25 protein-coding genes are annotated in these 22,739 nt (G+C 47.2%); 17 read left to right on the plus strand and 8 right to left on the minus strand.

Annotated elements, in window-relative coordinates; translation table 11 throughout:
• Nucleotides 1-6: 6 nt before the first annotated feature.
• The 3 genes from LHL18_RS07425 to LHL18_RS07435 all read right to left on the minus strand — a co-directional run bounded on the left by LHL18_RS07425 (nt 7) and on the right by LHL18_RS07435 (nt 3,072).
• On the minus strand, nt 7-1,077 hold the full coding sequence (locus LHL18_RS07425) for a trypsin-like peptidase domain-containing protein (protein WP_226766431.1): 1,071 nt from the start codon (nt 1,075-1,077) through the stop codon (nt 7-9).
• Nucleotides 1,078-1,182: 105 nt separating this feature from the next.
• On the minus strand, nt 1,183-2,535 hold the full coding sequence (locus LHL18_RS07430; protein WP_134052696.1) for a Do family serine endopeptidase: 1,353 nt from the start codon (nt 2,533-2,535) through the stop codon (nt 1,183-1,185).
• A gap of 87 nt (nt 2,536-2,622) precedes the next feature.
• Nucleotides 2,623-3,072 carry a YhcB family protein gene (locus tag LHL18_RS07435; RefSeq protein ID WP_134052694.1) on the minus strand — a complete coding sequence of 150 codons (450 nt, stop codon included), beginning with the start codon at nt 3,070-3,072 and terminating at the stop codon, nt 2,623-2,625.
• A gap of 124 nt (nt 3,073-3,196) precedes the next feature.
• Here LHL18_RS07435 and zapE point away from each other — a divergent pair, with 124 nt between their 5' ends.
• The 8 genes from zapE (at nt 3,197) to LHL18_RS07475 (ending at nt 9,318) form a co-directional block, all read left to right on the plus strand.
• A complete protein-coding gene (gene zapE / locus LHL18_RS07440) occupies nt 3,197-4,288 on the plus strand; it encodes a cell division protein ZapE (protein ID WP_226766432.1) in 1,092 nt (363 codons plus the stop codon).
• 203 nt (nt 4,289-4,491) lie between these two features.
• Nucleotides 4,492-4,920, plus strand: a complete 429-nt coding sequence (gene rplM / locus LHL18_RS07445; RefSeq protein ID WP_134052690.1) for a 50S ribosomal protein L13 — start codon at nt 4,492-4,494, stop codon at nt 4,918-4,920.
• A gap of 12 nt (nt 4,921-4,932) precedes the next feature.
• Nucleotides 4,933-5,325, plus strand: coding sequence for a 30S ribosomal protein S9 (gene rpsI / locus LHL18_RS07450; protein ID WP_134052688.1), 393 nt, complete (start codon nt 4,933-4,935; stop codon nt 5,323-5,325).
• Between the two features lie 258 nt (nt 5,326-5,583).
• A complete protein-coding gene (gene petA / locus LHL18_RS07455; RefSeq protein WP_134052686.1) occupies nt 5,584-6,174 on the plus strand; it encodes a ubiquinol-cytochrome c reductase iron-sulfur subunit in 591 nt (196 codons plus the stop codon).
• The gene (locus LHL18_RS07460; RefSeq protein WP_134052684.1) at nt 6,174-7,448 is read left to right on the plus strand and encodes a cytochrome b; all 1,275 of its coding nucleotides are present in this window, start codon (nt 6,174-6,176) and stop codon (nt 7,446-7,448) included. The genes petA and LHL18_RS07460 overlap by 1 nt, the downstream gene beginning before the upstream one ends.
• Entirely contained in the window at nt 7,448-8,185 is a 738-nt protein-coding gene (locus LHL18_RS07465; protein WP_226766433.1) for a cytochrome c1, read from the plus strand. The genes LHL18_RS07460 and LHL18_RS07465 overlap by 1 nt, the downstream gene beginning before the upstream one ends.
• Before the next feature lie 75 nt (nt 8,186-8,260).
• A complete protein-coding gene (sspA, locus tag LHL18_RS07470) occupies nt 8,261-8,899 on the plus strand; it encodes a stringent starvation protein SspA (protein ID WP_134052680.1) in 639 nt (212 codons plus the stop codon).
• A 5-nt stretch (nt 8,900-8,904) separates the two neighbouring features.
• Nucleotides 8,905-9,318, plus strand: a complete 414-nt coding sequence (locus LHL18_RS07475) for a ClpXP protease specificity-enhancing factor (protein ID WP_134053577.1) — start codon at nt 8,905-8,907, stop codon at nt 9,316-9,318.
• A gap of 5 nt (nt 9,319-9,323) precedes the next feature.
• Here the strand turns inward: LHL18_RS07475 and ilvY are convergent, their stop codons facing one another.
• Entirely contained in the window at nt 9,324-10,220 is an 897-nt protein-coding gene (gene ilvY / locus LHL18_RS07480; protein ID WP_226766435.1) for an HTH-type transcriptional activator IlvY, read from the minus strand.
• Between the two features lie 160 nt (nt 10,221-10,380).
• Between ilvY and ilvC the strand changes: the two genes are divergently transcribed.
• The 3 genes from ilvC to LHL18_RS07495 all read left to right on the plus strand — a co-directional run bounded on the left by ilvC (nt 10,381) and on the right by LHL18_RS07495 (nt 14,062).
• Nucleotides 10,381-11,862: a ketol-acid reductoisomerase gene (gene ilvC, locus LHL18_RS07485; RefSeq protein WP_226766436.1), complete on the plus strand. Its 1,482-nt coding sequence runs from the start codon at nt 10,381-10,383 to the stop codon at nt 11,860-11,862.
• Between the two features lie 159 nt (nt 11,863-12,021).
• Entirely contained in the window at nt 12,022-12,453 is a 432-nt protein-coding gene (locus tag LHL18_RS07490; RefSeq protein ID WP_226766437.1) for a methylglyoxal synthase, read from the plus strand.
• A gap of 694 nt (nt 12,454-13,147) precedes the next feature.
• On the plus strand, nt 13,148-14,062 hold the full coding sequence (locus LHL18_RS07495; RefSeq protein WP_134052676.1) for a Dyp-type peroxidase: 915 nt from the start codon (nt 13,148-13,150) through the stop codon (nt 14,060-14,062).
• Between the two features lie 12 nt (nt 14,063-14,074).
• Here LHL18_RS07495 and argR read toward each other — a convergent pair whose 3' ends face one another.
• Nucleotides 14,075-14,542 carry a transcriptional regulator ArgR gene (gene argR, locus LHL18_RS07500; protein ID WP_134052674.1) on the minus strand — a complete coding sequence of 156 codons (468 nt, stop codon included), beginning with the start codon at nt 14,540-14,542 and terminating at the stop codon, nt 14,075-14,077.
• Nucleotides 14,543-14,731: 189 nt separating this feature from the next.
• On the opposite strand from argR, the gene mdh reads away from it, so the two are divergent.
• Nucleotides 14,732-15,670: a malate dehydrogenase gene (gene mdh / locus LHL18_RS07505; RefSeq protein ID WP_226766438.1), complete on the plus strand. Its 939-nt coding sequence runs from the start codon at nt 14,732-14,734 to the stop codon at nt 15,668-15,670.
• Between the two features lie 61 nt (nt 15,671-15,731).
• On the opposite strand, the gene ispB is transcribed toward mdh, so the two are convergent.
• Nucleotides 15,732-16,703, minus strand: a complete 972-nt coding sequence (gene ispB, locus LHL18_RS07510) for an octaprenyl diphosphate synthase (RefSeq protein WP_226766439.1) — start codon at nt 16,701-16,703, stop codon at nt 15,732-15,734.
• Nucleotides 16,704-16,918: 215 nt separating this feature from the next.
• Between ispB and rplU the strand changes: the two genes are divergently transcribed.
• The 5 genes from rplU to LHL18_RS07535 all read left to right on the plus strand — a co-directional run bounded on the left by rplU (nt 16,919) and on the right by LHL18_RS07535 (nt 19,772).
• Entirely contained in the window at nt 16,919-17,227 is a 309-nt protein-coding gene (gene rplU / locus LHL18_RS07515; RefSeq protein WP_134052668.1) for a 50S ribosomal protein L21, read from the plus strand.
• A 15-nt stretch (nt 17,228-17,242) separates the two neighbouring features.
• The gene (gene rpmA / locus LHL18_RS07520) at nt 17,243-17,500 is read left to right on the plus strand and encodes a 50S ribosomal protein L27 (protein WP_008220951.1); all 258 of its coding nucleotides are present in this window, start codon (nt 17,243-17,245) and stop codon (nt 17,498-17,500) included.
• Nucleotides 17,501-17,663: 163 nt separating this feature from the next.
• A complete protein-coding gene (gene cgtA / locus LHL18_RS07525; protein WP_134052666.1) occupies nt 17,664-18,821 on the plus strand; it encodes an Obg family GTPase CgtA in 1,158 nt (385 codons plus the stop codon).
• A 10-nt stretch (nt 18,822-18,831) separates the two neighbouring features.
• On the plus strand, nt 18,832-19,329 hold the full coding sequence (folA, locus tag LHL18_RS07530; RefSeq protein WP_226766440.1) for a type 3 dihydrofolate reductase: 498 nt from the start codon (nt 18,832-18,834) through the stop codon (nt 19,327-19,329).
• Between the two features lie 62 nt (nt 19,330-19,391).
• Complete coding sequence (locus LHL18_RS07535; RefSeq protein WP_134052662.1) at nt 19,392-19,772, plus strand: DUF3718 domain-containing protein; 381 nt, start codon at nt 19,392-19,394, stop codon at nt 19,770-19,772.
• Nucleotides 19,773-19,832: 60 nt separating this feature from the next.
• On the opposite strand, the gene LHL18_RS07540 is transcribed toward LHL18_RS07535, so the two are convergent.
• Both LHL18_RS07540 and LHL18_RS07545 read right to left on the minus strand, forming a co-directional pair.
• Nucleotides 19,833-21,845: a methyl-accepting chemotaxis protein gene (locus LHL18_RS07540; RefSeq protein WP_226766441.1), complete on the minus strand. Its 2,013-nt coding sequence runs from the start codon at nt 21,843-21,845 to the stop codon at nt 19,833-19,835.
• Nucleotides 21,846-21,919: 74 nt separating this feature from the next.
• Nucleotides 21,920-22,738, minus strand: a complete 819-nt coding sequence (locus LHL18_RS07545; RefSeq protein ID WP_226766442.1) for a symmetrical bis(5'-nucleosyl)-tetraphosphatase — start codon at nt 22,736-22,738, stop codon at nt 21,920-21,922.
• Nucleotide 22,739 lies beyond the last annotated feature (1 nt).

Consider the following 22,739-nt stretch of genomic DNA (forward strand, 5'->3'; position numbering starts at 1 on the left):
CGTTTTTTATCTGCGTAATTCGCGTGCTATCGCGTTTACCGTCAGCTGTTGACCACTTCGGTTTATTGTAAGTGCAAGAGCAGTGTTTGGTGCTGTTTCGGCAATCATATTCAATGCCTGCTGTACACTGCTAAAACGTTTACCATCAATTTGCGTCAATATGTCTCCGACCTGCAGACCCGCTTCAGCTGCTGGTCCATTAGCGTTAACGGCAGTAATACTAAGACCATACAGTGTTTGGCCTGACGAAATCAGCCGGTCGCCTGCGGCATTGACGACAGCGTCACCAGACACTCCGAGATGGCTGCGTGTCACCCGGCCATGCTTAATGAGCTTCTGCATGACATTTACCGCCAATTGATAGGGGATAGCGAAAAATATGCCCTGAATATCCTGATTTTCCAACTGAAAGGCTGCGGCATTGATGCCCACCAGCATACCATTGCTATTAACCAGCGCACCGCCAGAGTTACCGCGGTTAATGGCTGCATCCATTCGCATAAAATCAATATAACCACGTGAACTTAAGCCGGTGTTGCCGTTAGCGCTGATAATGCCCTGTGTAATCGTTTGCCCTAGATTTAACGGATTGCCAATCGCCAGCACAACGTCACCAACCTGAGGTTCGAGTTCGGAGTCTTGCGGGATCACCGGCAGATTTTCGGCTTGAACATACAATACGGCCAAATCTGTTAATTCATCCTGCCCAATCAATACGGCTTCAAGTGTACGTCCATCCTGTAGGGCAACTTCGATATAGTCTGCGCCATAGACGACATGGTAGTTAGTCAGGATATATCCTTGAGAGCTCATGATTACGCCTGAACCCAACTCTTGCCGCTCTATAGTGCGTGGCCTTAAGGAACGGGGATCAACCAGAGTGCTGCGGGTGTATACATTCACCACAGCCGGTGCAGCCCGTCGCACTGCTCTGGCATAACTTACCGCGCGATGCTCTTCGACTGCATCTTGCTGACTGAATATAGGAAGCGACAGATTTTTAAACGAAGGTACAAACAGCATCAGCAGGAATGCTAATGCCAGCCCGTAGGCAATACTCTTAAGTACGAAATACAAAAATTTGGCCACGGGATATTAAAAAATTACAAAATTAAGGTTGCGCAAGCATAGCATTAATATGCGCTAAGCAGTAGCTGTCGGCTACCGCTTAGCGCTGTATTATCAGCGAATTAATACATAAAGGTTCGTATTGCCTCTGCGTATATTCAACGCCGCTACGCCGTCACGGTTTTCCAGCATCTTGCGCAGTTCAGCCAGATTCGCAATCCTTTGCCGGTTTACGCCTACAATAACGTCGTCAGCAAGCAAACCAATCTGTGCCGCCGGCGAATTATTTTCTACTATGTCTATTTTGACACCGCCACCTTCGGCGTTAGACATTTCGGCACCTTCAAGCATTGGATGCACCTGACTTGCGGCCACTTGGCCTGTCGCTAACTCCCGCAGTTTTACTGTTACCGTACGCTCTTTGCCATCTCGCAGTATACCTAGCTTCGCCTCGCGGCCGGCACCAAGGGTGGCAACTTTTGCTCGTAACTCCATGAAAGAATTGATTTTATTGCCATTCATGCTAATAATGACATCTCCTGACTCCAGACCCGCCTCTGATGCTGCGCTGTCAGGCAGCACTTCATTAACGAAGGCGCCACGGCTGACGTTGAGATGCATTGCCTCTGTCAGGTCTGACGTTACATCCTGGCCGCGAATACCTAAACTGCCACGGCGTATTTCGCCATGTTCAATGATCTGATCAACCAGGTTCTTCATCATATTGGCTGGAATGGCAAAACCTATACCTATATTGCCGCCATTTGGCCCTAAAATAGCCGTGTTAATGCCGATCAGTTCACCACGCAGGTTTACCAGTGCACCACCTGAGTTACCACTGTTGATGGCGGCGTCGGTTTGAATAAAATCTTCAAAGCCTTCGATACCTAAACCACCACGACCTAACGCACTGATAATGCCTGAAGTAACCGTCTGTTCCAGTCCAAAAGGATTACCAATAGCTATGGCATAATCACCGACGCGGGTCTTATCCGAATTAGCCAGTTTCACTTCGGTCAAGTTTTTGGCTTCAATTTGTAATAGCGCTATATCGCTTTCCGGATCGGCGCCTAGCTTTTTCGCTTTAAAAGTACGGCCGTCTTTTAACCGCACTTCGATATCATCGGCATCCTGAATTACATGGTTATTGGTCACGATATAGCCATTGTCGGCACTGATAATGACGCCCGAACCCAAGCCCTTGAACGGCCGCTCTTCGCGATATTCATTTGGACCGCGTTGGCCGAAGAAGTAACGGAAAGCTTCAGGTAAACGCTGTCTTACCTCGCGGCTACCGGCAACTGAAATATGCACAACGGCGGGTGTAGTTTGCTCCAGCATAGGGGCAAGTGAAGGTATTTCCTGCTCGCCGGAGAAAAACGGTATTCGGGCTTCCGCCGGGGCGGGGTTTGTCAACAACAAACTGGCTGCAATTGCGGCACCAACCAATGACAATTTTGTATTCATAGCGTCATAGTCTCCTTTAACAAGTCGCGACTATGAGCCTTTACCAAACAAAAAAGTTCAGCCGGGCCGCATGCATTATGTAACAAATTATTGCACGGGCTTTTTGCTGTGTCGGTCTTTTATAAGGCCACTGGCTTCCCCGGAATAATCACGTGGCTGCTGTTCAGCCGAAGAATATACACGGCGTTTTTCGTCGATTTGATTCAATGACTGCCGAATGTAAGCTGCAGTGTCGCCGGACAGATAATTAATATCCTGTTTGACTGAAACTGTTGGGCGCTCAACCAATTGCATCTTAGAGTCTGCGATATGTCTTGCGATACGGGCATAGTTATCCTGCAGCTGAGTCATCAGTTGGTTAGTTGTCTCCAGATGGCTGGACACATCCTCGCGATACTGTGCCAGCTGAGCCTGGCTTTCGTCCAGTTGTAGCTGTAGCTTGTGCTGGTTCAGCTGTCTTAGCGTAATAAGGCGGGCAGCAACTGCACCTATAACAAGTCCGGCAACTAGCCATGCTGCAGCGTACATAAATTCCATAACAACTCCTGCGGGGTAATATCTGTTGATAGTGTAACCTAACTTCTTATCCAGAGTGGTAAGGCATGTTACTATTATTGCTGATAATAAAGCCGTAACTCAGTAGCATTCAAGTAAGACTCAAATGACGCCACTATTAAAGTACCAGCAAGATTTAACGCGTGATGACTTTCACTACGATGCGGCGCAGGAGTTCGCTGTGACACAGTTGCAGCGGCTGTATGATGATTTTATTAATCATAAACCTGCTACGTTGTCGCTTTGGCGCAAAGTATTTGGCGGCTCGCTAACTGTTCAGCCTTTGCTGGGGTTGTATTTTTGGGGGGGCGTCGGCCGGGGCAAAACCTACCTGGTAGATACGTTTTATGAGTGCCTGCCGACGAAGCGCAAAATGCGCATTCATTTTCACCGCTTTATGCATCGGGTACACGAAGAGCTTAAATTACTGAAAGGTGTCAGCAATCCGCTGGAAAAAGTTGCCGACAAGTTTAAGCAAGAAACAGACATTCTGTGTTTTGATGAGTTCTTTGTCTCAGATATTACTGATGCAATGATCTTGGGGACATTGATGGAGTTGCTGTTTGCGCGTGGTATTACACTGGTTGCGACATCAAATATAGAGCCTGAGGGGCTATACCGCAATGGTTTGCAGCGGGCCCGTTTTTTGCCGGCAATAGCACTTATTAAAAAGTACACCCAGACAATAAATGTCGACAGTGGTATCGATTATCGGCTGCGAACACTGGAACAGGCAGAGATTTATCATTTTCCGCTGGATGCCAAAGCTGAAACGAATTTACAGCAGTATTTCCAGGCCCTGTCGGTAGAACCAAGACAAGAGGCGGTGCAGGTTGAAGTGGGAAACCGTAAACTAAATACCCGCTTTGAAGCTGACGGCATTGTATGGTTTAGTTTTCATGAGCTGTGCGAGACGGCCCGCAGCCAATATGATTACATGGAACTTAGCCGGTGTTACCACACCGTTTTGCTGTCTGGGGTAACAGCAATGGCGCGACAAAATGATGATGTTGCACGTCGCTTTATCGCGTTAGTTGATGAGTTTTATGAGCGGCATGTTAAGTTGATTATCTCTGCAGAGATCCCGCTGGAGCAGCTTTATCAGGATGGCATTCTGAATTTTGAATTTAAGCGTTGTATCAGCCGTCTGCAGGAGATGCAGTCGCGGGAATACCTGGGCAGACCACACTTACCATAATTTTTTGCCAAATCTGCGGAAATTTATACGTAAGGTGCTGATTTTTGAAATTGGTTAATATATAATCCGCGCCCGGCCTACGTTACAGCCTATATACTGCCGTTAGCCCGGTAGTTTTGTACTCGAAGGGGTACGCTAACGACAACCGCTGCATCAGCCCTGCACGGTGTCAGGTGTAACTAAGTTATTTTTGGATAGAGACAATGAAAACTTTTACTGCAAAGCCAGAAAGCGTAACCCGCGACTGGTATGTTGTTGATGCGTCAGGTAAAACGCTGGGCCGTATCGCAACTGAAATCGCTGCCCGTTTACGTGGCAAGCACAAGCCAGAGTACACTCCGCATGTAGACACAGGTGATTACATCATCGTTGTTAACGCAGAGAAAGTAGCTGTTACTGGTGCAAAAGCGCAGAACAAAATGTATTACTCTCACACTGGCTTCCCAGGCGGCATCAAGGAAATCAGCTTTGAGAAATTGATCGCGAAAAAGCCAGAAATGGTTCTGGAACTTGCTATTAAAGGCATGTTACCAAAAGGTCCACTGGGTCGCGCTATGTTCCGTAAGTTGAAAGTTTACGCCGGCGCAGAGCATCAGCATGCTGCTCAGCAACCGCAAGTATTAGATATTTAATCGGAGCATAACATGGCACAGAATCAATATTACGGAACTGGTCGTCGTAAAAGCTCAACGGCCCGCGTTTTCTTAAAAGCAGGTTCAGGTAACATCGTTATCAACCAGCGCGCGTTAACCGACTACTTCGGCCGCGAAACGGCTTGTATGGTTGTTAAGCAACCATTAGAGCTGGTTGACATGGTTGAAAAGTTTGACCTGTATATCACCGTAAAAGGTGGTGGTATCAGTGGTCAGGCCGGTGCTATCCGTCACGGTATCACCCGTGCACTGATGGAGTTTGACGAGTCACTGCGTCCAGCACTGCGTAAAGCAGGCTTCGTTACCCGTGACGCCCGTCAGGTTGAACGTAAGAAAGTGGGTCTGCGTAAAGCACGTAAGCGTCCACAGTACTCAAAACGTTAATCGTTTTATTCAGTACCAGAAACCCGGCAATTATTGCCGGGTTTTTTTTCATACGTCTGACCGCAAGCTCGGATTGCAAACCAGCCTGAGATGCTGGTCGTATAACGCAAACTGCTAAGATAATACCGATTCAGCCTGCCTTAATCCTTGTGTAAAGCAGGGCTTTTCATTATGATCGGCGATATTTTTACGGTTTATAATAATTGCTGAAATTCAGCCGCTTAAATTCTGTTTAAGCGTTAACGTGGAGATGAGTGGATGAGCAACGCGCCTGTAGATCAAGGTCGCCGCCGCTTCCTTACCATTGCAACCTCAGTTGTAGGGGGCGTAGGTGCTGTCGGAGCTGCTGTGCCCTTTATAGCTTCGTGGAACCCGAGTGAGAGAGCTAAACAAGCCGGTGCTGCGGTAACGGCCGATATCAGCAAGCTGGAAAGCGGCCAACTGATTCGCGTTGAATGGCGCGGTAAACCGGTTTGGGTTGTTAAACGTACAACAGAAATGCTGGAGTTATTACCTAAGCTGAATGACCGATTACGTGATCCGGAATCTGAGGAAGAACAGCAGCCGGCATATGCGCAAAATATCTATCGTTCTAAGAAACCTGAAATATTTGTTGCCGTAGGTATTTGTACTCACCTTGGATGTTCGCCTTCATATATTCCTACTGATTTTGATTCGCATGTCGAAGGTGTCCATTCCGGTTTCTTCTGTCCATGCCATGGTTCAACCTACGACCTTGCTGGTCGCGTATTTTCGGGTGTTCCGGCGCCTAAGAATCTGCAAATCCCACCATATATGTTTATCGACGACAACACTTTGTTAATTGGCGAAGACGAGGGGGCAGTCTGATGTTTAAGAATCTGATGAGCTGGATTGAATACCGGCTGCCATTTATGGAGAAAATGAATCTGCATGTTATGCAGTATCCGGCTCCGAAAAACTTTAATTTCTGGTATTTCTTCGGCTCTCTGGCGATGCTGGTACTGGTTAACCAAATCCTGACCGGTATTTGGTTAACAATGAACTTCGTACCAAGTGCTGAAGGCGCTTTTGCCTCTGTAGAGTATATCATGCGTGATGTTGATTACGGTTGGTTGCTACGCTACATGCACTCTACGGGCGCCTCTGCATTCTTCGTCGTGGTATACCTGCATATGTTACGCGGTATGATGTACGGTTCTTACCAGAAACCACGCGAACTGCTGTGGATTTTTGGTATGTTAATTTTCCTTGTCCTGATGGCTGAAGCCTTTATGGGTTATCTGTTACCGTGGGGACAGATGTCATTCTGGGGGGCCCAGGTAATCATTTCTATTTTCGGGGTAATTCCTGGAATTGGTGAAGATTTAACGCTGTGGATCCGCGGTGACTATGTTATCTCAGGCGCTACATTAAACCGTTTCTTTGCATTACACGTTATTGCCTTACCTTTAGTGCTGGTTGTATTAGTGTTCCTGCATATTATGGCGCTGCATGAAGTGGGCTCGAACAACCCAGACGGCATTGAAGTTAAGCGTGACAATGACGGCAGCATCGAGCAAACGGAAGCAGACAAGAAATTTACTTTCCACCAGTATTTTACTAAAGGCGGCAAGAAGATTATTGTTGACGCAATTCCGTTCCATCCTTACTACACAGTTAAAGATTTAGTTGGTGTAGCAGGTTTCCTGTTGATCTTTGCCTGGGTTATTTTCTTTATGCCAGAAGGTGGTGGTTATTTCCTGGAGCCGCCAAACTTTGAAGCTGCCAACCCGTTGAAGACTCCAGAGCATATTGCTCCTGTTTGGTACTTTACGCCGTTCTACGCCATTCTTCGGGCAGTACCAGATCAGTTGTTTGGCGCTATCTTTATGTTCCTGGCGATTATTGCACTGGCATTATTACCATGGATTGACCGCGGTACTGTACGCTCAATCCGCTACCGCAGCGGTTTGCATAAAGTGAATCTGATAGTGTTCTGTATCAGCTTTGTAGCGCTGGGTGTGTTAGGTGTGTTACCTGCAACGCCAACTTACACCATTCTGGCACGTATTTTCTCATTTACTTATTTCGGTTATTTCGCACTGCTTTGGATTTACAGTAAGAACGAAAAGACCAAGCCGTTACCAGTGAGGTTAAGTTAATGATTAAGCATATTTTTTCAGCAGCCTTACTGTGTGTATCTGCTTCAGTATTTGCTTCAGGGCCTGCGGTTCATCTGGACAAAGCGCCGATTGATCTGACTGACAAAGCATCATTACAAAATGGTGCCCGTATGTTTCAGAACTACTGCCTGGGGTGTCACCAGATGCAGTACCAGCGCTATGCCAGAACTTTCCGTGACCTGGATATTCCGGAAGACATTGGTATGGAAAATCTGATGTTTACCGGTGAGAAAGTGGGCGATCATATTAAAAATAATATGGCGACCAAAGATGCCGAGAAATGGTTTGGTGCTGCGCCTCCGGATTTGACCAACGTTGCCCGGGTGCGTGGCCCTGATTGGCTATACACCTATTTACGCAGTTTCTACGCCGACCCATCCCGGCCTTTTGGGGTGAATAATGAAGTATTCCCTATGGTTGGTATGCCGCATGTGTTGCAGGAATTGCAGGGTATGCCATATAAAGCGCACGAGACTCGATTAGTCGATGGTGAGTCAAAAGAAGTTTACGCGGGCATAAAAACTGACGGTACCGGTGAACTTACCAGCGAAGAATATGACCGTGCAGTTGCAGATCTGGTAAACTATCTGGAATACGTTGGGGAACCAACTAAACTGGAAGCCCGCGCGTTGGGAACAAAAGTTATGGTGTTCCTGCTGATATTCTTTGTACTGGCTTACTTGTTGAAGAAAGAATATTGGAAAGATGTACATTAACTAGTTGTTTCAACTAGAAATGTTTACAGGGGCCTTAGCGCCCCTTTGCCGTTTTTTATTTTACCGGAGGAAGACATGGCGATCACTGCCAATAAACGCCCTGTGATGACACTGTTCTCAGCAGCAGATGACATGTTCAGCCATCAGGTACGTATTGTACTTGCTGAAAAAGGCGTAACTGTCGATATTCTTCAGGTCACACAAGATAACTTGCCAGAAGATCTGTACGAAGTTAATCCGTATGGCAGCCTGCCAACTCTGCTTGATCGTGAACTGGCGTTGTATCAGGCCAATATTATTATGGAATATCTCGACGAGCGTTTTCCTCATCCACCATTGATGCCGGTGTATCCGGTCGCGCGTGGTCAGGCTCGTCTGATGATGTACCGGATTGAAAAAGACTGGTACCGCCTGGCTGCAGCTATTCTGAATGGTGATGAAAACGCAGCAACAGCGCGGCAGGAGTTGAAAGAAGGTTTACTGTCTATAGCGCCATTGTTTAACGAAGCGCCATTTTTTATGAGCGAGGAGTTCGGCCTGGTTGACTGCTATATGGCAGCGTTGTTGTGGCGTTTACCGCTACTGGGTATTGAATTATCTGGTCCGGGCAGCAAAGAGTTGAAAAATTATATGACGCGCATTTTTGATCGCGACGCATTTCAGGCTTCATTAAGTGATGTTGAGCGTGAAATCCGCAGAGGAATGAAGTTTTAATGAAGATGACAGCGAACCGCCCGTATCTGCTGCGGGCGTTTTATGAGTGGATAGTCGACAACAACTGCACGCCTTACCTGGTTGTTGACGCCACCGTCAGTGCTGTAAAAGTCCCTATGCAGTTTGTACAGAACGGCCAGATTGTGCTTAATACCGCCCCTTCTGCTGTTGGCAATCTGCAGTTGGGTAACGATGCTGTAACCTTTAATGCGCGTTTCGGTGGTCAGCCTTTCGCCCTTTATATCCCCGTCAACGCGGTACTGGCAATATATGCCAGAGAAAATGGTGCTGGTACAGTGTTTACTCTGGAAGAAGAAGAAGACGAAGCCGAAATCTTCAGTAATGAATTCGATGATGATTCACCTGAACCGGAACCTCCAAAGCCGAAGAAAGCATCTCATCTGAAAGTGGTAAAGTAAATCTACTAACGGTGTATGTCTGATTTTGCAGTAGCCACTTGCCAGAAAGCCTGGATCAGTGGCTCGTTCAATCGTTTTTGTAGCATGCAAACACCTAAATCAAAGGGTTCAAAGCGATAATCCACTTCTAATGATCTGACCCTATCTTTTACCGGACTATTCACTACCACAGCATCTGCGACTAACGCTACACCTGTGCCAAGCGCAACCATTGACACCATCGCTTCATGACCATCTACCTTCGCCACGACATGAGGTGTAATCGCCATGTCAGCCAGCCAACGGTCAAACCGGCCGCGGGCGGGTCCATGTTCTGGCATAATCAGCGGTACTTTGTCCCAGTGCACCGGGTTCTGCTGTAAAAGGTCATTCACTTTGCACGGTATGGTAGGGGCAATCAGCATCACTGGAAGGCTGGCAATACTCCGAAATGCCAGATTGGTTGGCAGATGCGTTGGATGAGCTGCCAGTGCAATGTCAGCCTCATCCAGCCGAACTTTTTCTATTGCTGACGCCGCATCACCAGTGGTTAGTTTTATTTCAGCTTTAGGACACATTAAGCGAAACCGGTCCAGAATAGCCGGTAAATGGCTGTAACTGGCCGTGACAGTGCAAAATAAGCGAATTTCGCCTGTCAGCTCTGCACTTGCCAGTTGCAGGTCAACTTGTAGCTGATGCCATTCGTCGAGCCAGGCACGCACAAACTGAGCAAACCGCTGCCCTGCGGCTGTCAACCTTACAGAGCGCTTGTCACGGAAAAACAAGGTTGCCCCCAGCTCTTCTTCCAGTCTTTGTATTACACGGGTCAGGGTTGGCGGGCTGACATACATCTGCTCACTGGTCTTACTGAAATTTAAACTGCTGGCGAGGTGCTGAAATAACTGTGCGCTGCGGATATCCATAAACCGACCTTTATTTCATTATGTGAAATACAGACTTCTGAATATATCACTTCTCGCAATTTAAAGTAGGGTCTAATATACATTGTATTAAAGCAGCTGCATTGCTCTGCTTATGCTTGGCTCGAGAGCCCGGCGGTGAAAACGAATTCAGAGAAGTATCATGACAAACTATTTTAATACATTAAATTTACGCCAGCAGTTAGGCCAGTTGGGCCAGTGCCGTTTTATGGATAAAGCTGAGTTTGCCAACGGCTGTGAATTTTTGAAAGGCTGGAATATTGTTATTGTCGGTTGCGGAGCTCAGGGGTTGAACCAGGGGCTTAACATGCGCGATTCTGGCCTGAACATCAGTTATGCACTGCGTGCTGAAGCTATTGCAGAGAAAAGGGCTTCATTTAAAAAAGCCAGCGATAACGATTTCACTGTTGGCACCTATGAACAGCTGATCCCTACAGCGGATTTAGTATTAAACCTAACGCCGGACAAACAGCACAGCGCGGTGGTGGATGCAGTTATGCCACTAATGAAGCAGGGGGCGACTCTGGCTTATTCGCATGGTTTCAATATTGTTGAAGAAGGTAAACAGATCCGGTCAGACATCACAGTGGTGATGGTGGCTCCCAAGTGTCCGGGCACTGAAGTAAGAGAAGAGTATAAGCGCGGTTTTGGCGTTCCGACTTTGATAGCGGTACACCCTGAGAATGATCCTAAAGGTCAGGGGCTGGAAATTGCGAAAGCTTATGCCTCGGCGACAGGAGGCGATCGTGCCGGTGTATTGCAGTCATCCTTCGTAGCAGAAGTAAAATCTGACCTGATGGGTGAGCAGACTATCCTGTGCGGCATGCTGCAAACCGGCGCTATTCTGGCGTTCGATAAAATGGTCGCTGATGGTGTTGCACCGGGTTATGCCGCTAAGCTTATTCAGTATGGTTGGGAAACAGTAACCGAAGCGTTGAAGCACGGTGGCATTACCAACATGATGGATCGGTTAAGCAATCCGGCAAAAATCAAAACATTCGAGCTTGCTGAGCAATTAAAAGCAACGTTACGGCCTTTGTTTGAGAAACACATGGATGACATCATCAGCGGTGAGTTCTCCCGTACCATGATGGCAGACTGGGCGAATGATGATAAAAACCTGCTTACCTGGCGTGAACAGACACGCAGCTGTGGCTTTGAGCAGGCACCAGCTTCTGACGAGCATATAGCTGAACAGGACTACTTTGACCGTGGCTTATTGTTGGTCGCAATGGTGAAGGCTGGTGTGGAACTGGCGTTTGAGACTATGGTCGATGCCGGTATTGTCGCGGAGTCGGCCTATTATGAGTCTTTACATGAGACGCCTTTGATCGCCAATACCATAGCGCGAAAACGCTTATACGAGATGAATGTGGTCATTTCTGATACAGCAGAATATGGTAACTATCTGTTTGCCCATGCCGCTGTACCGCTGTTAAAAGAGACTGTGAATAGTTTAAGTAGCGAATACCTTGGTAAAGGTGTGTCTGCCGGTAACGGTGTCGACAACCTTAAGCTGATTGCCGTGAATGAGGCCATACGCCAGCATCCGGTGGAAATTGTCGGTAAAAAATTACGTGGTTACATGACAGCAATGAAACGTATTGTTGAGTCTGCTCAGTAGCCTGAAGAATGATGTGGTTATAGGTGTGCCGTTTGCCAGAAGCAGCTGTATCACCTGACCAATAATGATGTTATACGTGGACCTTGGTTGTTTTGCCCTGCTATGCAGGGCTTTTTTTTCGCGTTAAGCTGGCATTTTTAGACGCAGAGGTATGGTGCTATGAAGACAATTGCTCTGGTTGCTCACGATGGTAAAAAGCAGGCTTTACTGCAATGGGTCTGCGCACATAAAAGCTTCTTTGCTGATAAAAACCTGGTGGCTACCGGTACTACCGGCAAATTGATTGCGGAAGCACTGCAGCAGCATGTGCAATGCCTGGCGAGCGGCCCGCTGGGCGGCGATCAGCAAATAGGGGCGATGATTGCTGAGCAGAAGATCGACTGGCTGGTGTTCTTCTGGGATCCTCTTTCATCACAACCGCATGATCCAGATGTCAAAGCGTTAATACGCCTGGCGGTTGTGTGGAATATTCCTGTTGCCTGTAATCAGGCGACGGCTGACTTTATCATTCATTCCAGCTTGTACCAGCAGGATTATAAACGGGACGTGCCTGATTTCTCTGTATATCAAAGCAGATTAGATAAAAAATGAACCGCGCGTTAGCTGTTGAGTCGATTGTGGTTTACGTCTGCTGATAGTTTGGTGTAATTGGCTGAGGTGTATTAATGCAGTTTTCTGATATTGGTGGGTGATGCAGGAAGAAGGTAGGCCGCAAACCGCGCGGCCACCTAAGGTCCTGTTTCGTCATCCTGTCGATACTGTCCTTAGCATATCATCCCTGGCTCCGTCCCGGAGTGTTCCCAAAGCGTCCTGCTATTTTCCTTTCATCCTTAAACATTATCATCCTGATAATGTGCTCTCGTCCTGAGAGTGTCCTGTATCATCCTTGCAATTCTCAGCGCTGGTGAAGAGTCTGAAAAGAGCTTGCTCATCCTGAGCGTGTCCTATTTTCATCCCTGTGCTATCCTAGCTTGAATCTGCGTCCTGCAGAGTCACCCTAACTTCCTGTCAGGGGGTCCATCCGTTGACAAGTTAATTATGAACGCTATAGCGTAATTACAGCAGTAGCTTTTTGAAAAAACAGCGCTGTAATATTATTGTAAATATAAGAATCTAGATTTAAAGTTATTATTTATCATTGATTTAAGTGTTTATTTAAGAATGTTTTTGTCAGTTAAATAGCGTTTAAACTTACTTGTTTGTGAGATATATCTCACAACAATGGCGGCTTTAAGGGTGCAAGATTGTGCCATTCAATGTATGTCTGAATTAAACAAGGGTTAAGATGGCCAGAGAACAACTGGGGATATGCACAGAAGCAAACCTGCATGGCAGCTATTTGCTGCTGAACGCCTATGAAGGGCATGAATCAGTTTTGCGATATAAGCTGGCACGTATACCTCAGTTAATTGATCGTCTTGCTGCACATTTCTCAGAATCGATGCTTACTGCTGTAGTGGCTATTGGCAGCAACTATTGGGACCTACTTTATCCTGATGCCAGGCCAGCGGGTTTGAAATCTTTTCCGGATTTAACACTGGACGATATCGGTTTGTCGCCGGTACCAATTGATCTGCTGATCCAGGTACGCTCAGATCGTCTCGATGTTAATGTCATTGCCTGTCAGCAGATCCTACAGGTGTTGCAGGGCCATACAGAGTTGCAAGATCAATTACAGGGATTTCGCTATCTTGATGGTCGGGATTTGAGCGGCTTTATAAACGCACCTTACAATCCGGGTGGGCGTCACAAAAGGCAAGTTGCTTTAGTGGACAGTGCACAGCAACCAGTCTTTGCCGCTGGCAGTTATGTGTATTTTCAACAGCTGTGTTTTGATCAGATGCTCTGGCAGCAACTTAGTTTGACTGAGCAGGAAGAAGTTATGGGTTATGACAAGGTGTCAGCAAAACCACTGAGTAATACGTTAATGTTGCCTGATAGCCATTTGGCATCGACTCAGCAATCCGGCAGCACCGTACTGATGCAGAACATGCCGTTTTATCAGCCAAAGCGACAAGGACTCATTCAACTGAGCTATGCCGCAAAAGCAGAATATCTGGCCGACGCGCTGTTCAGGCGTCTAGGCGTATCGGAGCAGTTAACAGCCACAGACGCGTTGCTGAGTTATTATCGTATTGAGCTAAGTGCAGCATTCTTCGCCCCGTCTCTGAGCTTTCTCGAATTATCTGCAAAAGGTTAAGCTGTAAAGCAATTATACTTTTTCAAATAGCTCGGTAACTTTCTTCAGTGTGAAATCAATATTTTTAACGCTGATTGGCGCAATGAAGATGGTGTCATCACCCGCAATGGTCCCAAGTACCCCTTCGGCTTTACCAACTGAATCAAGCAGACGCGCGATAAGTTGTGCTGCGCCCGGACTGGTACGGATGATAATCATCACATCGTTATGTTCAATATCAAGTACCAACTGACGCAGAGGGCTTTTGGTCGTCGGCACGCCCAGTTCAGGTGGCAGTGTGTACACCATTTCCTGCTTGGCATTTCGGGTGCGTACGGCGCCATACTTACTCAGCATCCGGGACACTTTAGACTGACTGATATTATCAAAGCCATCATTTTTCAGTGCATCAACTATTTCACCCTGAGAGCCAAAGCTTTCTGTCTTCAGTAATGCTTTAAACGCTTGGATCAGCGCTTCCTGTTTGGCTTGCTTTGTCATATCACGCTCTTATCATCGTTGTTTTGTGCCAGTATCTTAGCAAAGTTCGTCGTGCGTCACACTTTGTGAAGTAAACTACACTAAAATTCGCTAAAATGCTTAGACTTTAGGCGTAAGCTATTTGTATTTTCAGCGCGGTTTCAGTATTGTTGGCGCGTTTTTCAATCAACCGTTATTGAGGGATTTATCATGAAAGTTGCTGTCTTAGGTGCCGCCGGTGGTATTGGCCAGGCATTATCGTTACTGCTGAAATTAGACTTACCAGCGGGCACAGATTTAGCGTTATATGATTTAGCACCGGTTACTCCGGGCGTTGCGGTTGATTTAAGCCATATCCCTACAGCCGTTAAGGTAACGGGCTACGGTAAAGAAGACCTGAACACGGCGTTAGCTGGTGCAGACATTGTTATGATCCCAGCCGGTATGCCACGTAAGCCAGGTATGGACCGCTCAGATCTGTTTAACATTAATGCTGGTGTGGTAAAAACACTGGCTGAAGCCATAGTGCAGCAGTGCCCTAAAGCCTTGGTTGGCATTATCACCAACCCGGTTAACACAACAGTGGCAATCGCAGCTGATGTATTTAAGAAAGCGGGTACCTATGACCCACGTCGTTTATTCGGTGTTACCACACTGGATGTTATTCGCGCAGAAACCTTTGTTGGTGAATTAAAAGGCAAAAACCCGACTGAAGTTACTGTGCCGGTAATTGGCGGTCACAGCGGTACAACTATTCTGCCATTACTGTCTCAGGTTGCAGGCGTCAGTTTCACTGATGAAGAAGTGGCTTCGTTAACTCACCGTATTCAGAACGCAGGTACTGAGGTTGTTGAAGCTAAAGCCGGTGGCGGATCTGCCACGCTTTCCATGGGCCAGGCGGCCGCTCGTTTCTGTATTTCTCTGATCAAAGGTTTACAAGGCGAAGCAGTAACTGAATATGCTTACGTTGAAGGTGACGGTGAGCACGCGCGCTTCTTTGCTCAGCCTTTAGTTCTGGGTAAGAACGGCGTTGAGAAATTACTGCCTATCGGTACTTTAAGTGCATACGAGCAGAAAGCCATGAACGACATGCTTGGCACCTTAAAAGGCGATATCACTCTGGGTGAAGAGTTCGTTAAAAATAACTGAGCGTGTTCTTGGTAATGGAAAAAGGCGCATGACGCGCCTTTTTTGTTTTCTGCATCACATGTTAATGAGTCCGGGATACCGCTATGTCTGCTAAGGCTAACAGCGCTTGCTTATGCTCAGATTCTGGCAATATTGCCAATGCCTGGCGGGCACTTTCCGCTTCGCGCTCAGCGATGCTGCGTGTATAACCAAAAGCATTAGTACCGTGCAGGGCGGCCATAATGGCATCAAGGTTAGCCATACCGTTACCTTCTAATATAGCTTCACGGATCAATGACTGCTGTGCCGTAGTGCCATGCTTCAGCGCATGGATAAGTGGTAACGTTGGTTTACCTTCTGCCAGATCATCGCCAATATTCTTGCCTAACTCGGCGGCATCAGCCTGATAATCCAATACATCATCAATAAGCTGAAAGGCTGTGCCCAGATGCATACCGTAAAGTTTAAGACTGTTCACGACAGCTTCAGGTTGCTGCGTAATAATAGCGGCTAACTGAGTTGCTGCTTCAAACAGTTTGGCTGTTTTGCAGTAAATGACCTGCATATAACTTTGCTCGGTTGTGTCAGGATCATTGACGTTCATCAGTTGCAGCACTTCGCCTTCGGCGATGATATTAGTGGCGTCTGCCAGCACATGCATAATACGCATGTCGTTAAGCGATACCATCATCTGAAATGAACGGCTGTATAGAAAGTCGCCCACCAGTACGCTGGCCTGGTTGCCGAAAACTGCATTGGCCGTTTCTTTACCCCGGCGTAGTGTCGATTCATCTACTACGTCATCATGCAGCAAGGTTGATGTGTGAATGAACTCGATGATGGCGGCAACAGTGATATGAGCATTGCCCTGGTAACCCAAGGCTCTGGCGGCTAACACTGCCAGCAGTGGCCTTAATCGTTTACCGCCACTGTTGACGATGTAAATACCTAATTGGTTGATCAGAGCAACATCTGAGTTTAGCTGTGAAAAGATATGTTCGTTAACCGCAGCCATATCGGCAGAAGTGAGCTGCTGAATTTGTTCGAGCGTCATGAAAAACAACTGCTTAAACCAAAGAATGGCGATAATTCTACACTATGGCCCCGATACTCCCAAAGCAAAACCGGATCCTTTTACTGCTTCAGTGATCTTTTTTATATTACTACTTGCGGGGGTAGGGGAAATTGCGTACAATTCGCGCCCTGTGAATTGAATTAACACGCCCCTTACTACAATTAAGCGATGGCGTGCTTTGTACGGAGTTAACTATGTACGCGGTTTTCCAAAGTGGTGGTAAACAGCACCGTGTGACGGAAGGTCAAACTCTACGTCTTGAAAAATTAGACTTAGAAACCGGCGCAACAATCGAATTTACACCTCTGATGGTCGCTAATGGCGAAGATATCAGCATCGGTGCACCTTTAGTTGAAGGTGGTAAAGTAGTAGCGGAAGTGGTCACTCATGGCCGTGGCGATAAAATTAAAATCGTTAAGTTCCGTCGTCGTAAGCATTCACGCAAGCAGATGGGCCACCGTCAGTGGTTCACTGAAGTGAAAATTACCAGCATCAGCGCGTAATAGGAGTATCGACACATGGCAAGTAAAAAAGGTGTAGGTAGCACTCGTAACGGTCGCGATTCAGAAGCTAAACGCTTAGGTGTTAAGCGTTTTGGTGGCGAATCTGTATTAGCTGGTAGCATCATCGTACGTCAGCGTGGTACTAAATTCCACGCTGGTACTAACGTTGGTATCGGTAAAGACCACACTCTGTTCGCTTTAACTGAAGGTAAAGTGAAGTTTGAAGTGAAAGGTGAGCACAACCGTAAGTTTGTGAGCATCGTCAGCGAGTAAGCTGTCAAATTTCAAATAAACCCCGCCTGGTGCGGGGTTTTTTATTACTAAGTTGGTGTGATAGGTCACGCAAGCCTGTTTCGACATCTTTTAATAAGCTAAGTTATACTTATCGCCAGTTAACTGGTAACTGGTTTTAATCTGATTAATCAGGACGCACCCGATGAAGTTTGTAGATGAAGCGATAATCCGAGTAGAAGCCGGCGACGGCGGTAACGGTATTATTAGTTTTTTACGTGAGAAGTTTGTATCTAAGGGTGGCCCCAATGGCGGCGATGGCGGCGATGGCGGCGACGTATATCTGGTTGCAGATGAGAACCTGAACACTCTAGTTGACTATCAGTTTGAAAAATTTCATCGCGCAGAGCGTGGTGAAAACGGCGGCAGTGTGAACTGCACTGGTAAGCGTGGTAAGGATCTGGAGTTACGTGTGCCAGTTGGTACCCGGGCTGTAGATGTTGATACTGATGAGGTGCTGGGCGACTTGACCCGCAATGGTCAGCGCTTACGAGTAGCTAAAGGCGGATGGCACGGTTTGGGTAACGCCCGCTTTGCCAGCAGCACTAACCGGGCGCCTCGCAAGAAAACCAATGGTACACCGGGCGAGATCCGTAATTTACGCCTGGAGTTGCTGTTATTGGCAGATGTTGGCCTGCTTGGGCTACCGAATGCGGGTAAATCAACCCTGATCCGCGCTGTTTCAGCAGCTAAACCCAAAGTCGCTGATTACCCTTTTACTACGCTGGTGCCAAATCTTGGCGTTGTTCGGGTTGAGTCACATCGTTCATTCGTTATCGCTGATATACCGGGTCTGATTGAAGGTGCAGCTGAAGGTGCTGGGCTGGGTATTCAATTCTTAAAACACCTGGAGCGTTGTCGTTTATTGTTACATGTCGTTGATGTGTTACCGGCCGATGGCTCTGATCCGGCTGAGAATGCAGTAACCATCGTACAGGAGCTGGCAAAGTATAGTGAAAAACTGGCCGGTAAGCCGCGTTGGCTGGTTTTCAACAAACTGGATTTGGTCATGGACGATGAATTAGATGAGATCATCGGCAATGTGACAGCTGCATTGGACTGGCAGGGACCGGTATTTAAAATCGCAGCAGCAAGTCGGACCAATACAGAACGTTTGTCTGCAGACATTCTCAATTATATCGAGGAGTTACCTGTAGACGAGCCTGCAGAGCAAGTAGCAGATCCGGTTACCTTCAAGTGGGATGATAGTCCGACAGATCTCCAGCATGTTGCCGACGAAGATGACGATGACGATGATTTCGATGACGATGACTACGATGTTGAAGTGATTTATCAGCGTTAAGGTAGTAGGCATGATAATTTCAATGGTTGCCGCCATGACCAGGAACAGGGTGATTGGTAAAGATAACCAGATGCCCTGGCACTTGCCGGCAGATTTAAAACATTTTAAGCAGGTGACATTGGGTAAACCCGTTGTCATGGGGCGAAAAACGTTTGAATCTATCGGGCGGCTTCTGCCGGGCCGTCGCAATATTGTCATCAGCCGATCGGCACCTGTTGATGCCAAAGGCGCTGAATGGGTTACCAGCCTTACACAGGCGTTTGAGCTGTTGCAACAACATGACGAAGTAATGGTGATTGGCGGGGCCGAAGTTTATCGCCAGTGTTTACCTTTAGCGCACCGGCTATATTTAACCGAAATTGAGCTCAATACTGAAGGTGATGCGTATTTTCCCGACTATCAGGCGGGAAATTCAGACGAATGGCGGCTTATCAGCGAATCTCATCATCCTGCTGACATAAACAACCCCTATCATTGCCGTTTTATTACATTACAGCGTGCGGTCTGAGTTTGCACAGGCAAAGACATGTTGTTAAGATGATTCAGGTTATATTCAGTGAGGAGTAGTAGATGAGATTATTGTCAACTTTGTTGTGTGGTGCTGCGGTAACATTATCACTATTGACTGCACCGGTTGCAGTAGCCGATGATCAGCTTGCTGCTTCAATGTGCGATTATGTAGCAGCGGATGATAAAAACCGTCTGCGTAAGGTTTTGAGTGACTATCGTCTGCGTCTGCGCAACATTTATGACGGTGTAGTGTGTAATGGCGAAAGTCTTATTCGTCATGCATTTAGGAGTAATGCCGCAGACGTTGGCGAATTTATTGCCAAGCAATTACCTGGCTCGGCAATTGCTGGCGCGGGTGATATCGAATGGGCTGAAGCTAATGGTTTTGGTGCCTCGCCTTTAGTAGCCGTGTTAAAGAGCCGGGCGGGTGACGGCGATTAATCGGTTTACAGCATAATAAAAAACCGCCAACTGGCGGTTTTTTATTATGCTGATCAAAGCTTAGACTTTAAACTGCTCGACCGACACACGTAGCTCTTCAGCCAGTCGCGCAACTTCGTGGCTAGACTCTGATGTCTGTTCAGCACCCGACGCAGTTTCTTCTGCTATCGACACGATAGACTCCAGTAACTTACTGATTTCATGAGAAACCTGGTTCTGCTCTTTGGCGGCATCTGATATCTGCTCACTCATATCATGTGCCAGATGTACCGCATGAGTAATCGAATCAAGTGCTTTGGTGGCGACTTCTGTTTTCTCTACACAGTTTTCTGCCTGTTTGCGGCCTTTATTCATTGCTTCTACTGCTGCGTGCGCACCGCTCTGAAGCACCTGAATCATCGCTTGAATTTCTTGTGTCGATGCCTGCGTTTTACTGGCCAGCGAGCGAACTTCGTCTGCTACGACTGCAAAACCGCGGCCCTGTTCGCCTGCTCTGGCGGCTTCAATAGCTGCATTTAACGCCAGCAGGTTAGTCTGCTCTGCAATACCCCTGATAACATCTAGAATACTGCCGATAGAGGCACTGTCTTTATGCAGTTTATTAATCACGACTGAAGCTTGCTCCACTTCGTGTGACAGTTGCAGAATGATCGCTTTATTTTCCAGAGAAATACCTTTAACGCGCTCAGCTTCGTTGTCTGCATTCTTAATTTCTGCGACTGCATCGTTGGAGCTCTGTAGCACACCCTGTGCGGTGCTGCTCATCTCAGTCGTTGCAGTAGCAGCTTGTGTCACCTGAGACTTCTGCTCACGAATAGCCTGAGTAGTTTGCACGGTAATAGCAGACGTTTGCTCAGATGCTGCTGCCAGCTGTGTTGAGCGCGAAATGATACCCTGAATTAATTGTTGCAGATTGGCGATAACCTTATTGCAGTTACGGGCCAGTTCACCAAATTCGTCTTTAGCACTGTCATCAAGTTTCTGCGTCATATCACCGGATGCAACGACTCCCAGAATTTGATTTACTTTCGCCAGTGGTATAGCAATGCTGCGGACAGTTACAGTGGCAATGATAACGGAGAAGATAATAGACAGCAGCACTACAATAAAGATTGTTGTAATGGCATTAGACACGCCAGAGGACGCGTCGCGCTGAATGACTTCGGCGGCTTTGCTGGCCTGGCTTAATAGGCCGGCAAGACTCGCCATACCACTGGCCGTTTGTTGCTCAGCTGACGCTAACAGCGTTGTGGCATCCGCGGTGCTTTGTAGCCGTTTAAGTTTTAACGCTGGTATGCCCTGGCTGCCGTCTAAAGATTCATTTATCGCGCTGACCTTCTCGTCAAGCTCACTGACCAGACTGACCTGGCCGGCAGTTTCTGTCTTGATTACAGCAAACTGGTCGTTCAGGTCTTTTAGGCGGAAGGCTATTTCATTGCTGATCGTATTGGCTGTAGTGTCAGATAAAGTACGATTTAAATCTACAACATTACTGATCAGTGTATTGATGCCGGTTTCTATGCTGGTAGCCGCCTGATACGACCGGGGGAATCGACGCTGCACATCACGTACATCAGTGAAATCGAGGATTAAGGACGCCATATCGTCGGCGTGGCCTTCCAGCTCTGACAACTTGTTATCGATAGTGTCACGCAGCGTTAGGTTGTTTTTCAGTTCATCAAATAGCTTAGTGCTTACCGGAATAAAGCTACTGTATGCCTGGTTTGCTTCACCTGCAGCGGCTTTCAGTGTCATTTCTTCCTGAACCGCATTCATTAACCGTTCAGATGCCTGCTGGTATGATTGCTGCTCGTTGCTGAACTGTTTGCGCAGTCGCTCTATCTCGGACAAAGAGTCAGCATTAAACGCCTGCAAGCTGAGTTTACTCATAATGACAAACTCGCTTTGCATAGCTGCACTGTTTTCCAGAGCGGGAATAGATATTTGATTAACTTCCGCAGTAGACTCGCTGATATTGCTCAGGCTGCCATAAGCTGTGATACCAATGATCAACAGGAGCAGCGAAATAATACCAAATCCACCGATAACCCGTAATGCAACGGTTAACTTCATAATAACTCCCAATTGTTTGCATTAGTCTGCACCTTAACTTAAGGTGCAAAGTGGAACAAGTTCAGACAAGCCGGCTAAATATACCGCGTCCTTGTTAAACCTGCCACACTATATCGTTGCTGGCTTTCAATACAGTATGCAGATAATGCATTGCCCCAAACACAGCCTGTATCCAGTGCATGTATATTAATGACCGGACTATAGCCGTTAAGCGACGCCCAATGGCCGAAAAATAGCTCAGCCTGCAATTTGCCGCGCCAGAATTCATACCAGGGCACCAATTCTGTCTGGTTTCGTGGATGGCCTTTTTCTTTTAACTCCAGCGAGCCATCCTGCCGGCAGAATCGCATCCGCGTACAGCTGTTAATAGTGAAGCGCCAACGCAAGGCAGGGGTAACGGCCTCTGCCAGCCGTTCAGGTTTGTTACCATACATAACCTGCAGCAGCGGTAGAGGATCTGTTTTAAGCTGCTGTTGCACTTCCTGCGTCATGCTAATTGCATCATCCAATGACCATTCTGGCGCTAAGCCAGCATGAACCAACATAAAACGCTGATTAGTGCTGATATGCAGCAGTGGCTGCTGGCATAGCCACTGTATTAAGTCCGCCAGGTCAGGCGCAGCAAAAACATCCTGCAGTAAGTCTTGTGGCTTAACATCACTGAGGCCGTAATAACAGGCGATAAGATGTAAATCGTGATTACCCAGTACAGTAATTGCAGAGGAACCCAGACTTTTGACAAAACGCAGGCATTCTAACGACTGTGGACCGCGAGCGACCAAATCGCCGCAAAACCATAACTGGTCTTTATCAGGCTGGTAATTAATATGCAGCAGCAGACGCTGTAAAGCATCATAGCAACCCTGAAGATCGCCTATTACATAAGTTGCCATG

Origin of the sequence: Rheinheimera aquimaris (genome assembly GCF_020531985.1) — a bacterium.
GTDB classification, from domain to species: domain Bacteria; phylum Pseudomonadota; class Gammaproteobacteria; order Enterobacterales; family Alteromonadaceae; genus Alishewanella; species Alishewanella aquimaris.